A 16712-nucleotide genomic window follows, 5' to 3' on the forward strand; every position below is an offset into this window, starting at 1 on the left:
AATAACTTATGTAAAAAGGCCGAAGAACTCGGCCTTTTTACATAAGTGGCTAATTAAAAACTAATTTAAGGATATGGTTATGCAACTTAGCTCGTTACGACAACTTACATTTGTAAGTTTTGTAGTGGTGTTAGTGCCCTTAGCCATGTTGGTTGGCTACAGTCAACTCACCTTTGGTGAGATAGGTGAAATTGCTAACGATGAAGCAGAGTATTCTGTCAATTTAGTTCGTCGAGTAAGCAAAATGGAAAATTTGTCTATCGATATAGAAAGATTGGTTCGACAGTACAATATACTAGAAAAGAAAGCGTTGAAGGACTTAATTGATAAGTCTGTAACTCGTTTCGTAGAATATAAGGATTACATTTGCCAGCAAGTTATCGAACAACAAAATTGTTTGGCTTTAGATGAGCGATTAGGTTGGATTGTTAATTTTTCAGCCGACGAAGATCAGCTTTTGTTGGATGCACAATTTGCTGAGTTTAGAAATCGGCAGTCAGACTTAGTGGTTCAAATAGATGCGCAATTAGATGAACGTATTCATGAACAGCAGTTGTATGTGAGTTCTGTTAGGCAAACTCAATTTTGGCTCACTGCATTTTTAGTGAGCATATCATTTCTATTAATTGTGATTGGTATAAACACTATTTTAAAACCAGTGATTAAGCTAGAGGAAGTGATTAGCGCGATTGCAAGTCAAGATGAAAACTTACCTAATGTCTCTAAATCTGGCCCAAAAGAGCTGATTTCATTAGAGCATAAACTCCATGGTTTAGCGTCAAGGTTATCGCAGTTGGAAAGTCTACGTCATGCTTTATTGCGCCACGCATCCCACGAATTAAAAACCCCTTTAGCCAGTATTAAAGAAGGGTGCTCATTATTAACCGAAGAAGTGGTGGGGGCTTTAAACGAACAGCAAAAAGAAGTTCTACAGTTACTAAACAGCAGTACAGACAGACTGAATCTATTGATCGTGCAATTACTCGATTACAATATTTTATTGCAACAATCTAAGCCAGTATTTTGTGAGTTTGATACACAGACTTTTTTTAATGACTTTATTACAGATAATAGGTTGGCGATTCAGCAGCATGGTAATGAAATTAATATGCAATTAGATATTTCAGTTTTATATGCCGATGAAAAGTTATATCGGAGGATAGTTGATAACTTATTGTCTAATGCTATCGCCCATGGAAGTAAAGGTAGACCAATTGATATTCGTATTTATAGTGATGGAGAATTGCAAATATTAGACTTCTCAAACAGAGGAACGCCGATTGAACCAGAACAAAGAAGTTTGCTGTTTCAACCATTTAGTCGTGGTGAAGGGGTACGTAATGATCGTGTTACGGGCTCTGGCTTAGGGTTATCTATTGTATCTGACTGTGCCAAAATGATGTTCGGTAAAGCATTAATGGTTGATGTTGATTACGCGGATGTGTGTATTAGAGTGCAGATACCAAATAATAAAGAAGTGAGTGTATGAAGTTAAATTTTCTATTTGTTTCATTGCTGTTTTTAATAAGTAGTTGTGAACTTTTACAAACTAATCAAACAGTTAGTCAACCAAAAAACACGCAGACCTATTGTATATGGAAAGTAAAACATACCAATATTGATTGTGATATTCACTATTGGCTAGGGTATTGGGCGGATATTGAAAGTATCGATTGGCCTGAGCGCAAAGCTAAAATAGACACATTAGGCGAAACGGATGCTGATATCTTGAAAAAAGTATTACTTAGTCAGGGGAAAAGTACTCCTTATCAAAACCGTCTGAGAGCGCAAATGTGGGCTGATGTTGTTTTCCCGAAATTAAATGATGGTATGAGAGAGTTTTTAAAAGTGGCTTTGTATACACCGAGTCAGAGTTTGTTGGAATTGGAGTCTGCCCTGGTGACATTAAGTAAGATCAATACTCAAAAAGTAGCGAGTATTGAAGAATGGCGTTTACGATTAGCACAACAAAAGCTGAAATTGGAAGAGCAACAAAATCAAATTGAGCAATTGTTAAATATTGAGGCGTCGATGTTAAAAAATGGGCAAGAGGACAAACAATGAGTCAATCCAATGAATTAGATCCAAGTGTACTGTTGGTGGATGATGATGAAAATTTATTAAGATTAATGACAATCAGGCTACAAGGGGAAGGATATAACGTACAAAGTGCATCTGGGGGCAAAGAAGCATTAAAATTGATAAGTGCACAAAACTTCGATGTAGTTCTCAGTGATTTACGAATGCCGGGCCTAGATGGGCTAAGCTTATTTGAAGAGATGATGGCGCTAAGAAAAGATATCCCGGTCATTTTAATGACAGCTCATGGCACCATTCAAGATGCCGTTGAAGCTACGCAAAGAGGGGTATTTGGTTTTCTTGCAAAACCAATAGATCATGATGAGTTGCGCACTTTAATGACAAAGGCAGTGAGTCAGAAGTCTACCCTTCAAAAGGAACCATGGTGTGAGAATATTATTACTCGCTCAATGCAGATGGAGCAACTTTTAGATCAATCCTTTCGTGTTGCCCAAAGAGATGTCAGTGTACTAATCAGTGGTGCCAGTGGAACAGGAAAAGAGTTATTAGCTGGCGCTATTCATAAGGCGAGTAAAAGAGCAGACAAAGCGTTTGTAGCAATTAATTGCGGAGCGTTACCTGAAAACCTACTTGAATCAGAGTTGTTTGGCCATGCCAAAGGAGCCTTTACTGGTGCTATCAATGAACATAAAGGTCTCTTTAGAGAAGCTGATGGCGGAACGTTATTTTTAGATGAAATCGGCGATATGCCAATACCACTTCAGGTAAAATTGTTAAGAGCACTTCAAGAACAAATGATACGGCCTGTGGGGGGAAGTAAACAAATTCCTATTGATGTTAGAGTGATTTCTGCTACGCATAAAAATTTAAATAAGGAGATGGCAGATGGAAACTTTAGAGAAGATCTATATTACCGTTTAAATGTTGTAAATCTGAGACTACCTACATTAAGAGAGCGTTCAGAAGATATTCCATTGTTAGCAAGACATTTGTTAAAAAGTAGTGCGGCTAGGCACCAAGTTAAGGTCAGTCGTTTTTCAGATGATGCATTACAAATATTGACTACATCGCAGTGGCCTGGAAATGTTAGGCAGTTAGTGAATGTTGTTGAGCAATGCGTTGCTTTAACCCATACGCCTGTGATTGCATCCCATTTAGTGGAGCAAGCTTTATCGGCAACAGATAAAAAATGGCCAACTTTAACTGAAGCTCGAGATGCGTTTGAACATCAATATTTACTTAAATTATTAAAAATGACTGATGGTAACGTGACTCGCTCTGCAGAAATTGCGGGCAGAAATCGTACAGATATGCACAAGTTAATGAAAAAGCATGACTTGCAATCGGCTGATTTTAAGAGAGCCTAAAACCATAGGGATTTAAAGCATTTGTTTAATTGTTTTCTGATTAGTAAAAATCACTGTATTTTGAAGCTAACTTCCTTACAATACGCGCAATTTTGTTGAGGTAGCAGGCATTAATGCGAATTGCTTTGGGTATTGAATATAATGGGGCTCCCTATCATGGGTGGCAGCGACAACAGAGCGTAACCAGTGTGCAACAGCATGTTGAGGAAGCTTTATCTAAGATAGCTGACGAGCCAATTAATATTGTGTGTGCTGGACGCACAGATGCAGGTGTACATGCGACTTCCCAGGTTGTTCATTTTGATACTCTTTGTCAACGACCTGATAAAGCGTGGACAATAGGGGTTAATCGTTATTTACCTGATTCAATCGCAGCAAAATGGGTTCAAACCATGGATGAGAATTTTCATGCAAGGTTTTCTGCCACAGCTAGGCGTTATCGTTACATAATTTATAATAATCGTATGCGTAATAGTATCTTGGCTAAGGGGGTGACGCATATTCATGCTAACCTTGATTCCAAATTGATGCATGAAGCAGCGCAATTTTTAGTGGGTAAGCATGATTTTAGTGCTTTTAGAGCCGTCAATTGTCAAGCAAACACGCCGGTCAGGAGCTTAACGTATATCAGTGTTAAACGTTTTGGTGACTATATTGTAATTGATGTCCAAGCTAATGCATTTTTGCACCATATGGTACGCAACATTACAGGTTCTTTATTAGTTATTGGCCAGAAAGAACAGCCAGTTACTTGGATGAAAACAATATTAGAGGGTAGAGATCGAACTAAGGCTGCTGCTACAGCAAAACCTCACGGTTTATATTTAGTTCATGTTACCTATCCAGAAGAGTTTACTTTGCCAAATCATCCTTTAGGCCCACTTTTTATGGCTGACTAAACTTCTAAGACCAGTTTAAGTTTCGTGATAATTGTAGGATGTGATTTAATAGTGGCTCTTTTGATCGAATGATCAACCATGACGCTCTCGAATAGAAACAAAAAATGCGTTGTATATTATCTAAATAGTTTCAATTTGTTGTTCGGACAGATTGTAAAGTAGGGTTTTGAAATGAGTTGGATAGAAAAAATACTACCGCGGACTAAGTCCTCTACCAAAAGTAATGTTCCAGAAGGTATCTGGACTAAGTGTGGAGAATGTGATGCCGTTTTATATAAAACTGAGCTAGAAAAGCAGCTTGGCGTATGCCCAAAATGTGATCACCACATGAGAATTACAGCACGTGCTCGCATCAATAGTTTTCTTGATCAAGGTGAGCGTCTGGAGTTAGGGGCTGAATTTGAACCCCAAGATATTCTTAAGTTTAAAGACTCAAAAAAATATAAGGACCGTATCAGCGGTGCTCAGAAAAAGACTAATGAAAAAGATGCATTAGTGGTAATGCAAGGTAAGTTGCAAGGTATGCCAGTAGCAGTGGCCGTATTTGAGTTTGCCTTCATGGGAGGTTCTATGGCCTCTGTGGTTGGCGCTAGGTTTGTTAAAGCTGTAGAAGCTTGCCTAGAACATAACATGCCGCTTATTTGTTTTTCTACAAGTGGTGGGGCGCGAATGCAAGAAGCATTACTGTCTTTAATGCAAATGGCAAAAACAAGTGCTGCCTTGGCTAAAATGAGTGAAAAAGGTTTACCTTACATTTCAGTGTTGACAGACCCTACTATGGGAGGAGTTTCAGCTAGCTTAGCCATGTTAGGTGATGTCAATGTCGCAGAACCAAAAGCATTGATAGGTTTCGCAGGCCCTCGAGTAATTGAACAAACGGTTAGAGAAACTTTACCAGAAGGTTTTCAAAGAAGTGAGTTTTTGTTAGAAAAAGGCGCCATTGACATCATTGTTGATCGTCGTGAGATGCGTGATAAAATATTTAGCATATTATCTAAACTCCATCATCAGCATCATTAATGTCCGATATCTCTGCTCCAACACGTTTAGAACAACACACATGGAATTTGGAGACTTGGCTAAAATATTTAGAGTCGATTCACCCTAGTAATATAGAGCTAGGGTTAGATCGTGTTTCCCAAGTCTTTAAAAACCTGAACCTTAGTTTTAGTCATAAAACAGTAGTTACCGTTGCAGGAACAAATGGTAAAGGCACAACCTGTGCCTTTATTGAACAAGCATTATTATCAAAAAAACAGTCGGTTGCAGTATTTAGCTCTCCACATCTAATTGACTATCGTGAACGTGTTCGAATTCAGAATAAAATGTTACCAGAGGCGAGTCATTGTCTTAGCTTTATGCAAGTAGAAATAGCCCGCAAGGATATTGCTCTTACCTATTTTGAGTTTGGTACCCTTGCAGCTTTGTACTTAATGGCACAATCAAATGCTGACTATATTTTGTTAGAGGTTGGGTTAGGGGGGAGGTTAGATGCTGTAAATGTTATCGATCCTGACTTAGCTGTTATTACGAGTATTGGTTTAGATCACCAAGATTGGTTAGGTGAAACTAGAGAAGAAATTGCCATCGAGAAAGCGGGGGTTTTTCGTTACGACATAGATGTTGTAATAGGTGAGCCTGAGCCACCGAAGACCTTACTTGACGAAGTGAAAAGATTTCAAGTTAAAGCTTATTGGCAAGCAAAAGATTTTAAATATTTTGTTGATAATAACGGATTCCACTGGGATGACGGTGTTCATCATCATCAACAAATTTCGAAACCTATGATCCCAGCACAGAACGTGTCAACCGGTTTGAAAGTGCTATCACTACTAGGTCAAACGTATAACGACGAACAACTTTCCAAAATAATTTTGAAAACAAAGTTGATGGGTAGAAAACACTTTATTCAATCTGCACCTACTGTATTACTTGACGTCGCCCACAACCCTCAGGCTACAGCTTTGTTGGCTAATGAAATTGAGGAATTAGGGACAGGTTGTAATCGTGTTATCGCAGTTATTGCTATGTTGGCTGATAAGGATATTAAGGCTAGCTTAAGGCCAATGGAAGATATTGTTACAAGTTGGTATTGTGCAGATTTAAACGTTCCAAGAGGGGCATCTGCAAATGTCATTGCATCTCACTTAACATCGAATAAAAAAGTGGTAAACTTTGATTCCGTTGTTGAAGCTTATAAAAGTGCGCTAGGCACTGCACAACAAGAAGACTTAGTTGTTGTATTTGGCTCATTTTTTACGGTGGCTGAAATATTGAATTTAAAGGGGCTTTCCCTTATTGAAGAGGCGTAATCAATTGACTTCGGCATTACAAAACCGGCTGGTAGGCACAATCATTGTCGTGGCAATAGCAGTAATCTTTCTACCGGATTTGTTAGACGGTAAAAAGCAAACTACACAAAGTTCGTTTGTAGATCTCCCCCCTACACCAGCAACTCACAAAGTAGAAGTGCCAAGTGATATCGATGTTGACAGAATTAAAGGCATTGCAACTCGAAAAGTTGAGGTCGTGTCAGAGCAAGCTTTAGATGATCCTCAAAACGAAAATGTACCGGTGAAAACAACAAACCTGGGGAGTAATAAATCTCAAGATTCAAAATCAGAAAAACAGAAAAATAATAAAAGTGAACTTGAATCTGAACCTATCACCACTCCAGCTAAGGATAAACCTATCGAGCTAGGCCGTTTAGAAAAGGATACGATTGTAGAAGAAAACTCGAAAACCACCGAATTAAGTGCAGGTTGGGTGGTACAACTAGGCAGCTTTCGCCATAAGAAAAATGTGAATGATTTACTTAATGTACTAGAAAAAGCAGGATATCGCGCATTTAGCCGCCCTGTTACTACTAGTTCAGGGGTTTTGACTAAGGTTTTTGTCGGCCCAGATTTGCAAAAAAGTAAATTAGAAGAGTCTTTGTCACATTTAAAAGAAGTGACCAAATTACAAGGCAGAGTGACTCCGTTTACTGTTCAGTAATCTAACAGTAAAATTAGTAGGATTTTCATTTATCCTTTTGATAGAATGCGCGCGATTTTAATTCTTTGATTTATAAACTAATTTATTGACTAAATGGTCTATATTTCATGCCTACAGAGCAATTTTAAAGAATCTTATGAATTGGATAGACTACACCATTATTGGTGTGATTATACTCTCCGCTGTTATTAGCTTAATCAGGGGCTTTGTTAAAGAAGCTATTTCCCTCGCCATCTGGTTTAGTGCTTTTTTTATTGCTAGTCAATTTTATGCTGATCTTGCAACATATTTAACTCGATTCGAGGATGATATGATCCGCAACGGTATTGCAATCGCAATCCTTTTTGTCGCTACCTTGATTGTGGGTGGTTTAGTTAATTATCTTATTTCACAGCTTGTGCAATTCTCAGGACTGGGCGGGACGGATAGGGCACTTGGCTTGGTTTTTGGCGGCTTAAGAGGTGTGTTAATTGTTAGCGCCTTGCTATTCTTTTTAGATACATTTACACCATTGTCTGATTCTGATTGGTGGGGTGCATCAATTCTTATTCCAGAGTTTAGTTTAATTATTGAGTGGTTTTTTGAGTACTTACAAAACAACTCTAGTTTTATAAAGCCCATATAAAAAGGTAAATCGCATGTGTGGTATTGTCGGGATCGTGGGTAAAAGCCCTGTTAATCAGGCCTTATACGATGGATTAACTGTTCTACAGCATAGAGGACAAGACGCTGCAGGCATAGTAACTGTCGATAATGGCGTATTTCACTTACGTAAAGATAACGGCCTCGTGAGGGATGTTTTTCATACGCGTCATATGAAAAGGCTCACTGGGCAATTTGGTATCGGCCATGCTCGTTACCCTACCGCCGGTAGCTCTAGTTCTGCAGAAGCTCAACCATTCTATGTTAATTCACCTTTTGGGATTGCCTTTGCTCATAATGGTAATTTAACCAATGCACATGAACTTAAAGATGAAGTGGCTCAAGTTGCCAGACGACATATTAATACCACATCTGATTCCGAGCTTTTATTAAATATTATTGCCCACGAGTTACAAAATTGTGCTGGGTTACATTTAACGCCTGAAGAAGTTTTTACCGCAGTTTCAGCGGTGCATAAAAAAATTAGAGGTGCTTATGCCGTTGTTGCGGCCATAATTGGCAATGGCATGTTAGCATTTAGAGACCCATTTGGGATACGGCCATTAGCACTCGGAAAACGTAAAACCGAATTTGGTGATGAATATATGGTGGCGTCTGAAAGCGTAGCTCTAGATGCTGTCGGATTTACCTTTATTCGCGACGTAGAACCTGGAGAAGCTATTTATGTTACAGAAGCGGGTGAATTGCATACACAGCAATGTGCAGACAACCCAGTTAATGCTCCTTGTATCTTTGAGTTTGTTTACTTTGCACGACCAGACTCTTTTATTGATGGTATATCGGTGTATGCTTCTCGGGTTAATATGGGACGTAAGTTAGGCCAAAAAATTGCTAAAGAGTGGGCTGATAAAGAAATAGATGTTGTCATCCCTATCCCAGAAACCTCTACAGATGTTGCATTACAAATAGCCATTGAATTGGATAAACCTTATCGACAGGGGTTTGTTAAGAACCGTTATATTGGTCGAACGTTTATCATGCCGGGACAAACTATGCGCCGTAAATCGGTACGTCGCAAGTTGAACGCTATACCGTCCGAGTTCAAGGGTAAAAGTGTGCTTTTGGTAGATGATTCTATTGTTCGTGGAACTACCTCAGAGCAAATAATAGAAATGGCCAGAGAGTCTGGAGCTAAGAAAGTATACTTCGCGTCAGCCGCACCTGAAATTCGTTTTCCAAATGTTTACGGTATAGATATGCCGTCTGTTAATGAATTAATTTCATATGGCCGTGAAATACACCAGATTAGTGAGCTGATTAGAGCTGATGGTCTGATCTTTCAAGACATTAGTGATTTGGTTGAGGCCGTTCGTGAGTTAAACCCCAATATTAAACGTTTTGAGACATCTGTATTTGACGGTAACTACATTACCGGAGATGTTGATCACCATTATCTACAGCGTATTGATGATATGCGAAATGAAGGTGCTAAAAATAAAGGTATTCAAACCGAATTGAGTAACTTAGAAATGTACAATATGAGTCAAGACTAATATCATTTTTAGGTAATGTGAATTTAAAAGCCACTTCAAAATGAAGTGGCTTTTTTAGTTTAAATTAACATTAGGTTTAGGTCTTTTTACATCGAATAAACTGGACCCATACCTAGGCTCCACAAAATAACAGAGGCAGCCATTAAAATAGCTAACAAGACTAATCCACATGTCACTACTGAGCTTGCGTATATAAATCCTTTGCCCTCTGGAATGTGCATTAATATAGGTGTGCCCGTATAGAGTAGATAAACAGAATAGGCTAATCCTATTAATCCAATGACCATGACAAACCAAAGCACCGGATAAAATGCGGCGAAGCCAACCATAAACAATGGAGTTGCAGTGTACGCAGCGAGCTCTAAAGATTGAGTATAGGATGGAGTCGCATCGAAAGTTTTAGCTAATTCATGTATTAAAATTGCCAATGCAATAACGCCAATCATTAAACCAAAATACATACCTATACTCATAAATGCAGCGCTTTTTTGAGTTAGTTTAATAATGTCTCCGACACCAATACTCCAACCCAAATGGGCAGATGAGTAATAACTCATTAAGGCGGGTATCAGTGAAATGATCGCGATGTGACTCAAGCTGTAGAAATAACTTTCGTGGCGTTGATCTATTGATTGCCATTCTTCATTTGGGTGAGCATAAATACCCCACAGGTGGTTTAAAATCATACAATTACCTCTTTTATGTTATCGGATATGAAAATAACCAAACAAAATGATTACATTTAGTTAACATTTATTGTGTTTGAGTATAGTTTAACCGTCAACCTTTTTCATTGATTTACTTGTATGTTTTTTGAACCTGAAGTAGTTGAGATGTATAGATATTTATTTACCTAGCTGAAAAGCGTGAAAGCTAATACCTATACAAAACCGCATTTATAAGGGTTTCTTCACGAGATGTTGGATTTTCAATTCTACCTGTTAATGCTTCCCAAAGCCCTAAATCTGCCCGTGACCACCATAAAAAGGGTCTAGATATTTGTGCTTCCTGAATATTGAAGCCAGTCTTTTCAAGTAAGCTTAAATACTCTAAGTCTGTTTTTTGTACATGCATTGGATGTCGAAATAGCACTCTAATGACCATTGAATGGATATACCTACGGCAGGACTCAGCAAACATTAAACAGCTACCGGGTTTGAGTACTCTGTAGATTTCTTTAATGGCAGACTCTTGATCAACTATATGATGGAAAGTTTGATGACAAAACACCATATCAACGGAATGGTCATCTAGGTCAATTTGTGCCGCATTGTTAACTAAAAATTGAATATTAGATTTGCACTTTTTAGCATTGACATCCGCTTTGTTTATTACATCCGGATCTACGTCTAAACTAATAATAGTATCTGGAGAGAAACGAGCATCTAACTCAACAAGCGAATGCCCAAATCCTGACCCAATATCTAAAATAGTGCCAAATTCTTTAGGTTTATCTGCTGGAATAAGTGTTTGCAAATCATTGAGAGCCCTTTGTAAAACATGAATCAACCAAGTATCAGTATTCAGAAACCAGTCTCCAAATTTGGTTTCTCTAACCCATGCTTTTTTTATATCTACTTTTGCCAAAGTTAAGTCCTATATTTATGAGGTTTTGAGTTTTAATGTTTTGGTAACTTCCAAGGCTGCTTTGTGAAATTCGATAACTAATTCCATTGTGCTATCTGTTAATTTTACTTCTTTTACTCGTAATATATCTAGGATTTGATTTGCTAGGTTTGCGAGCTGATTAGCACCAATGTAGGCAAGAGACGGACTATATAAGTGTATGATTTTATTTATTTTATCTATATCACTATATTTAATAGCTTCAGTAAGCTGATGTAGACTGCTTTCTAATTTAATAAAGTCATTGACTAGTTCCCAATAGGAGTGCTCATCTAATCTAAGTTGTTGTTTGGCTACGGCAAAGTCAACTTGCGTTAGAGACAGAGCGTTGAAGTGTGAAGAGCTACCTTTAAGTGGCGTAAAGTTAGTGACTTCATTTTTAGCTGATAATACGTTATTTAATACCTTATATAAGTAGTCTGGATCGATTGGCTTAGTAATGTGAGCATTCATGCCGGCATCTAAGCTTTTATTAATATCACCAGCCATTGCATGGGCTGTCATGGCGACAATAGGTGTTTTTAGATGTAATTCATTGCGTATTTTGTAAGTCACCGTCAAACCATCCATTACGGGCATTTGAATATCCATTAAGATCAAACCGTATCGCAAAGGTGCCTCTTTGAGCATCTGTAAAGCAATTTGGCCATTTTCAGCCACCGCAATGTCAGCATTAGTATCTGCTAAAAAGCCTTTAGCAACCTTGCGGTTTAATTCATTATCTTCAACCAATAAAATATTTATATCACAAAGGTTAGGAATTTTGGGGAGGGCTATCTTTTTGGTAGAGGTGATTTTTAGGTTTTTATTGGTTAATCTAAGAATCGCATTAAACAAATTACTGCTGTTAATCGGCTTTTGTAAATAAGCGTCAAGGCCGAGAGGTTTACCTAATTCTTGTAGGGTATCCATATCGTAAGCGGAGAGCATTATAATTTGCGGTTTTGGGGAAAATGATTGTTTAATAATTGATGCTACTTCAATCCCATCAATGTCTGGCATTTTCCAATCCAAAATGATTAATTGATATGGAGAATTTTCTTCAACGGCTGAACGGATTTTGTTTATTGCTTGGGTTCCATTTTCCGCAACATCGGGAGTGATATCTAATCTGAATAAAGCATTGGAAGCTGCCTGTCTTGAAAGCTCAACATCATCTACTAATAACACCTTCATCATGGATAAGTGTTCTTCAGATAAGTTTTTGGCTTGCTCTCCATGAATTGCTTCTGTGACTTTTATTGTAAAATAAAATGTTGAGCCTTGACCTAGTAGGCTTTCTGCCCAAATCTCCCCCCCCATTAATTCTACTAATTGTTTACTTATGGTTAGACCTAACCCAGTTCCGCCGAAGCGCCGAGTGGTAGATTCATCTGCTTGTGTAAAAGGGTCGAATAGAGTGTCAAGGTGAGATGACTTGATACCAATGCCCGTATCTTTTACTGCAAATTCAAGTAAAATTTCAGACTCTGAATACTTTTTGTTTACTGACACAGACACCACGCCATGATGAGTAAATTTAACTGCGTTACTAAGTAAGTTGTTGAGTACTTGTTGAATACGCAAAGCATCACCTTTTAATAAGAGGGGCACATCTCTGGCAATGTATTCAATTAGTTCAAGGTCTTTTTTTTGTGCTCTAAGAGTGAGTAAGCGCATGGCTTGATTGACCACTTTGTCTAATTCAAATTCGACTCTCTCAATATGCAAATGACCAGCCTCAATTTTTGAAAAGTCTAAGATATCGTTAATTACTCCTAGTAAGGTATTAGAAGACTCTTCTATTTGTTGCAGATTGGTATATTGCTGAGACTGACTCAAAGAGGGTTTTTTGTTTAACTTAGTTAAACCGATAATCGCATTAATGGGCGTACGGATTTCATGACTCATTCGTGCTAGAAATTCTGATTTAGCCTCCGAAGCCTGTTTTAGGTTATCCGAATACTTTCTGAGTACGCGTTTTTGCAGGTTTGAGCGCCAATACATAAAAAGTAGCAAAGTCATAATGGCGCTACTTAGGGTAATAAAATAAAGTTGATAGGTATTCTGTTGTTTATTTAGTTTTTGGGATAATTCTAACTCTGTGATTTTTTGGTTCTTTTGTGCTAATTCTAGACGTGCACGACTAAAAGCCAACTGTTTTGTTTGTTTCTTAATGAACTCCTGTTCAGTGAGCATTTCATACTGTTTAAAATATGTTAAGGCTAACTTAGGTTCGGATCTTGTTTCATAATAATTTGCTAGGTTTTTAAGGGCTTTTTTTTGGTAAGCAATAAAGTTTAATTTACTTGCTTGAAGGTTTGCATCATGTAAAAGTTTTAAGGCCTCAGCATCTTGATTGTCTAGTAAAAGGATTTCGGCTTTTAATAACTTATAGGATAATCTGCTGAGTGGGGCAACGGCGTTCTTAGTTAATTCAAGTTGCTTGTCTATATAGTATAATGCCAGCTTGTAATTATTAAGTTTTGATTCCGCAAGGGCCGCGTAGTAATAGATGGTAAGACGGTCTTTTTCTGGAGTATTTAATTGTTGTAGTATTTTAGTTACTCGTAAACTAGCTTCTTTATAATCTCCTAACCTGATTAAGCCTGATAAAATAAAGCCATAACCTTCCTCTTCAAAAGTGACATTATTGAAAGCAATTGCTTTACTAACCAACTCTTCGCCGATTTCAATTAAGCTTTTAGCCCAATTATTATTGTTAGAATAAACATTGCCAATAGCATGCAGGTTATGAAGAACATATTTGCTATTTAGTTGCTGGTGTATGGTGAGACTTTTTGTCAGTTGTTCTAATGCATCTGTATCAAAACCTAGCAAAAAATTGATGATGCCCTGTTTACGAATGGCTTCAGCGAGCTGTAATTGGTTGTCAATGTTAAAGGCCAATTGCTCGGCTTTTTTTGCGTTAGCGTAAGCACTGTTTAAATTATGATTAATGAGCTCTAAATGGGCTTGCAGGTTTAACAAGCGTGGCATGTGCTCCAGACTTTCTGTTTCTTCAAGTAAAATTGAGACTTGAGTTAGTAGTTCTTCAGTTACACTGATATTAACAAATAAGTTAGCTTCGGCCTTATTTAATAAAGTATTGATCTTCTCTTCACTTGCAAAGGCCGACATGCAGTTTAGTAGCGGCCCTATTAAGCATAATACCAGTAAGTTCCTTAAATTTTTCATCAACTACCTTGTTGGCCAAATTAAATTTTAGTTAGCATGGTAAATGTGTACCACATCTGCACCTTCTGCTTCTGCCCTTTGTTTCATTGCTTTGGCGTCGTTGTTTACACATATTGCAATGTCTGCTGGTGTCAAACCATAGCTTTCAGCCACAGCTTGCGGGTCGGCTAAATATTTCTGTTTTAAAGCTTCATCTTTATCTAATTCTATTAAAAATGCGATTAAAGGATCTGTCATAATATTCTCCAGTGATTAATATATTAACGATTGTTATCGGGGTTGCTTTTTATTAGCCGTTGTCTGCGGATAATTTTTGTTTAAAGGTATCTGGTGTTAGGCCAAATTTAGCCATAGTTTCAGTATCATATTCTGGTAAACCCAAGCCCGGAACCACTAGGGTACTGATGGTATTAGGCACAATATAGCCGAGTTCATTTAAAGGTATTTCATCAATTCGCGGCGCTACTAAAGGAATAGTCGCGGCCTCGTAAATAATCACTTTGTGATCAGCCGGGTAAAACTTAAGTAACGCTTCCATTAATGTAGCTAAACCCGGATGTTCAGTTTTATTTTTAGGGTGATTGAATTCAGCAATACAACCAATCTGCCAGATAATTTGTAGCATATGTGGGTCTATTGAATAACGACGGAACAAAAATTGGGTGGCTTCATAGGATTGACATCCAAAGCGAGAAGGATCTAGTCCTAAGTCAGCTACAAGGCAGTCTTCGGCTGATATGCCCGGTAACATCCTTACGCTAAACCCTTTATTACGGAGTTCATCAATAGCATCATGGGAAGGGTCAACAAATACCCCAGGGTGGCCATAGAAAGCTGCGACCACTCTTTTACCTGATTCTACTTCATCGACGATACGCTGTTTCATTTTCTGGTAAGTGACTAAACGTGAAGTATTAACGTCATAGAGGTCTCGTAACGAGATGGTATTGCTATTAATATTTTTTAAATTGATAAACGCAGACTGAGTAACTACAGACAATACGATATCAGCATTTTCAAGGACACTTTCTGTGATGAGAGTCATTTGCCCTGAGAGGGTAATTCCCGTGCCTACAATCGTTAATGAGCCTTTGTTGTTAGGGCTGTCCGCCATCTTTGTGTGACCTTTCTATATGAAATGAAGCGAGATGTTATTTTACCAATGTAATCAGTAAATTAACGCTAATGCAAGAAGTTATAAAGAATCGTTATTAAACTAGGACATTTTTGTTTTCTAATGGGATTGCGCGTATCAATTTGTTAAGTCTTTGAGCAATCGTTAAGTGGGGGAGCTAGCGTTGTAAATGATTTTCAACTATGGCAACGCTAGCGGTGTTTTATTAAATAAAGATAAGCCTTATTATCAATACCTATTTATTACTTTAGAGGTTCAATTTACAATAAATTAATGTTGTAAATTGACCATAATACGGCCTCTAATTTTACCTGCTATCAAGTCTTCTGCGGTTGTTAATACCTTATCTAAGCCTATCTCAGTGCCAATGGAGCCTAAGTCCGCATCAGTCAATAGATTGGCTAACCTAGCCCAAGCTTCTTCTCTGTCTGCAATAGGGCGATACACACTATCTATGCCTGCTAGGGCGACTCCACGTAAAATAAAGGGGGCAACACTTGCAGGAAAGTCCATTCCTTGCGCTAAACCACAAGCAGTGACTATGCCACCGTATTTTAAGCCTGCACAAATATTAGCGAGTGTATGACTGCCAACTGAATCTACCGCGGCAATCCAACGCTCTTTGCCCATAGGCCGTCCAGCTTCAGATAGGGTATTTCGATTAATAATCTCTGCTGCCCCCAATGCCTTTAAATACTCACCCTCTTCAGGCCTGCCGGTTGAAGCAATAACACGGTAACCTAATTTAGATAATAGTTTAATTGCGAAACTGCCAACACCTCCATTAGCACCTGTTACTAATACGTCACCTTTCTCAGGTGTTATGCCATGACGCTCTAGTGCAATTACTGATAGCATTGCGGTATAGCCAGCTGTCCCAATTGCCATAGCTTGTTTTGCTGATAATCCTGTAGGTAATTTCAGTAACCAATCACTGTTTAGACGGGCTTTTTCTGCAAGGCCTCCCCAGTGGTTTTCGCCGACTCCAAATCCATTAAGTAGTACTTGGTCTCCTACTACAAACCTTTCACTATCACTTTGAGTGACAGTGCCCACTAGGTCGATGCCGGGAACCATGGGGAAGCGTCGAACAACAGGACTTTTTCCTGTAATTGCAAGTCCATCTTTATAATTAAGAGTGCTGTAACTGACATCTATAGTTACGTCACCTTCAGGTAACTCAGAGTCCTCTAATGAGCGTATTGACACTGAATAATGGTCATTGTTTTTTTCGATTAAAATACCTTTAAACATGATTAACTCCAATTTAGACTGATCGTCTATTTACACCTAAATTTAAGTAACTATTCCTAAG

The 16712-nt window shown here is 38.2% G+C and carries 15 protein-coding genes; 9 read left to right on the forward strand and 6 right to left on the reverse strand.

Annotated features, from left to right (window positions below; genetic code table 11):
• Positions 1-79: 79 nt before the first annotated feature.
• From ABJE44_RS06940 to purF, 9 genes are all read left to right on the forward strand, one after another.
• Entirely contained in the window at positions 80-1489 is a 1410-nt protein-coding gene (locus tag ABJE44_RS06940; protein WP_348112330.1) for a HAMP domain-containing sensor histidine kinase, read from the forward strand.
• Positions 1486-2064: a hypothetical protein gene (locus ABJE44_RS06945; RefSeq protein ID WP_348112331.1), complete on the forward strand. Its 579-nt coding sequence runs from the start codon at positions 1486-1488 to the stop codon at positions 2062-2064. Before ABJE44_RS06940 ends, ABJE44_RS06945 begins: the two co-directional genes overlap by 4 nt.
• The gene (locus ABJE44_RS06950) at positions 2061-3407 is read left to right on the forward strand and encodes a sigma 54-interacting transcriptional regulator (RefSeq protein ID WP_348112332.1); all 1347 of its coding nucleotides are present in this window, start codon (positions 2061-2063) and stop codon (positions 3405-3407) included. The genes ABJE44_RS06945 and ABJE44_RS06950 overlap by 4 nt, the downstream gene beginning before the upstream one ends.
• A 113-nt stretch (positions 3408-3520) precedes the next feature.
• Complete coding sequence (gene truA / locus ABJE44_RS06955; RefSeq protein ID WP_348112333.1) at positions 3521-4306, forward strand: tRNA pseudouridine(38-40) synthase TruA; 786 nt, start codon at positions 3521-3523, stop codon at positions 4304-4306.
• Positions 4307-4477: 171 nt separating this feature from the next.
• Positions 4478-5326, forward strand: a complete 849-nt coding sequence (gene accD, locus ABJE44_RS06960; RefSeq protein ID WP_348112334.1) for an acetyl-CoA carboxylase, carboxyltransferase subunit beta — start codon at positions 4478-4480, stop codon at positions 5324-5326.
• A complete protein-coding gene (folC, locus tag ABJE44_RS06965; protein WP_348112335.1) occupies positions 5326-6618 on the forward strand; it encodes a bifunctional tetrahydrofolate synthase/dihydrofolate synthase in 1293 nt (430 codons plus the stop codon). The genes accD and folC overlap by 1 nt, the downstream gene beginning before the upstream one ends.
• Before the next feature lie 4 nt (positions 6619-6622).
• Complete coding sequence (locus tag ABJE44_RS06970) at positions 6623-7303, forward strand: SPOR domain-containing protein (RefSeq protein ID WP_348112576.1); 681 nt, start codon at positions 6623-6625, stop codon at positions 7301-7303.
• 136 nt (positions 7304-7439) lie between these two features.
• On the forward strand, positions 7440-7928 hold the full coding sequence (locus ABJE44_RS06975) for a CvpA family protein (RefSeq protein WP_348112336.1): 489 nt from the start codon (positions 7440-7442) through the stop codon (positions 7926-7928).
• Between the two features lie 13 nt (positions 7929-7941).
• Positions 7942-9459 (forward strand): amidophosphoribosyltransferase, encoded by a 1518-nt coding sequence (gene purF, locus ABJE44_RS06980; RefSeq protein WP_133470323.1) that lies wholly within the window; start codon positions 7942-7944, stop codon positions 9457-9459.
• An 86-nt stretch (positions 9460-9545) separates the two neighbouring features.
• Here the strand turns inward: purF and ABJE44_RS06985 are convergent, their stop codons facing one another.
• The 6 genes from ABJE44_RS06985 to ABJE44_RS07010 all read right to left on the reverse strand — a co-directional run bounded on the left by ABJE44_RS06985 (position 9546) and on the right by ABJE44_RS07010 (position 16651).
• The gene (locus ABJE44_RS06985) at positions 9546-10145 is read right to left on the reverse strand and encodes a Yip1 family protein (RefSeq protein ID WP_348112337.1); all 600 of its coding nucleotides are present in this window, start codon (positions 10143-10145) and stop codon (positions 9546-9548) included.
• 187 nt (positions 10146-10332) lie between these two features.
• A complete protein-coding gene (locus tag ABJE44_RS06990) occupies positions 10333-11046 on the reverse strand; it encodes a methyltransferase domain-containing protein (RefSeq protein WP_348112338.1) in 714 nt (237 codons plus the stop codon).
• A gap of 15 nt (positions 11047-11061) precedes the next feature.
• Positions 11062-14262: a response regulator gene (locus ABJE44_RS06995; protein WP_348112339.1), complete on the reverse strand. Its 3201-nt coding sequence runs from the start codon at positions 14260-14262 to the stop codon at positions 11062-11064.
• 27 nt (positions 14263-14289) lie between these two features.
• On the reverse strand, positions 14290-14499 hold the full coding sequence (locus ABJE44_RS07000; protein WP_348112340.1) for a hypothetical protein: 210 nt from the start codon (positions 14497-14499) through the stop codon (positions 14290-14292).
• 52 nt (positions 14500-14551) lie between these two features.
• Entirely contained in the window at positions 14552-15376 is an 825-nt protein-coding gene (locus ABJE44_RS07005) for an SAM-dependent methyltransferase (protein ID WP_348112341.1), read from the reverse strand.
• Between the two features lie 291 nt (positions 15377-15667).
• Positions 15668-16651: an MDR family oxidoreductase gene (locus ABJE44_RS07010; RefSeq protein ID WP_348112342.1), complete on the reverse strand. Its 984-nt coding sequence runs from the start codon at positions 16649-16651 to the stop codon at positions 15668-15670.
• Positions 16652-16712 lie beyond the last annotated feature (61 nt).

This window comes from Paraglaciecola sp. (assembly GCF_039942875.1).
Classification (GTDB): domain Bacteria; phylum Pseudomonadota; class Gammaproteobacteria; order Enterobacterales; family Alteromonadaceae; genus Paraglaciecola.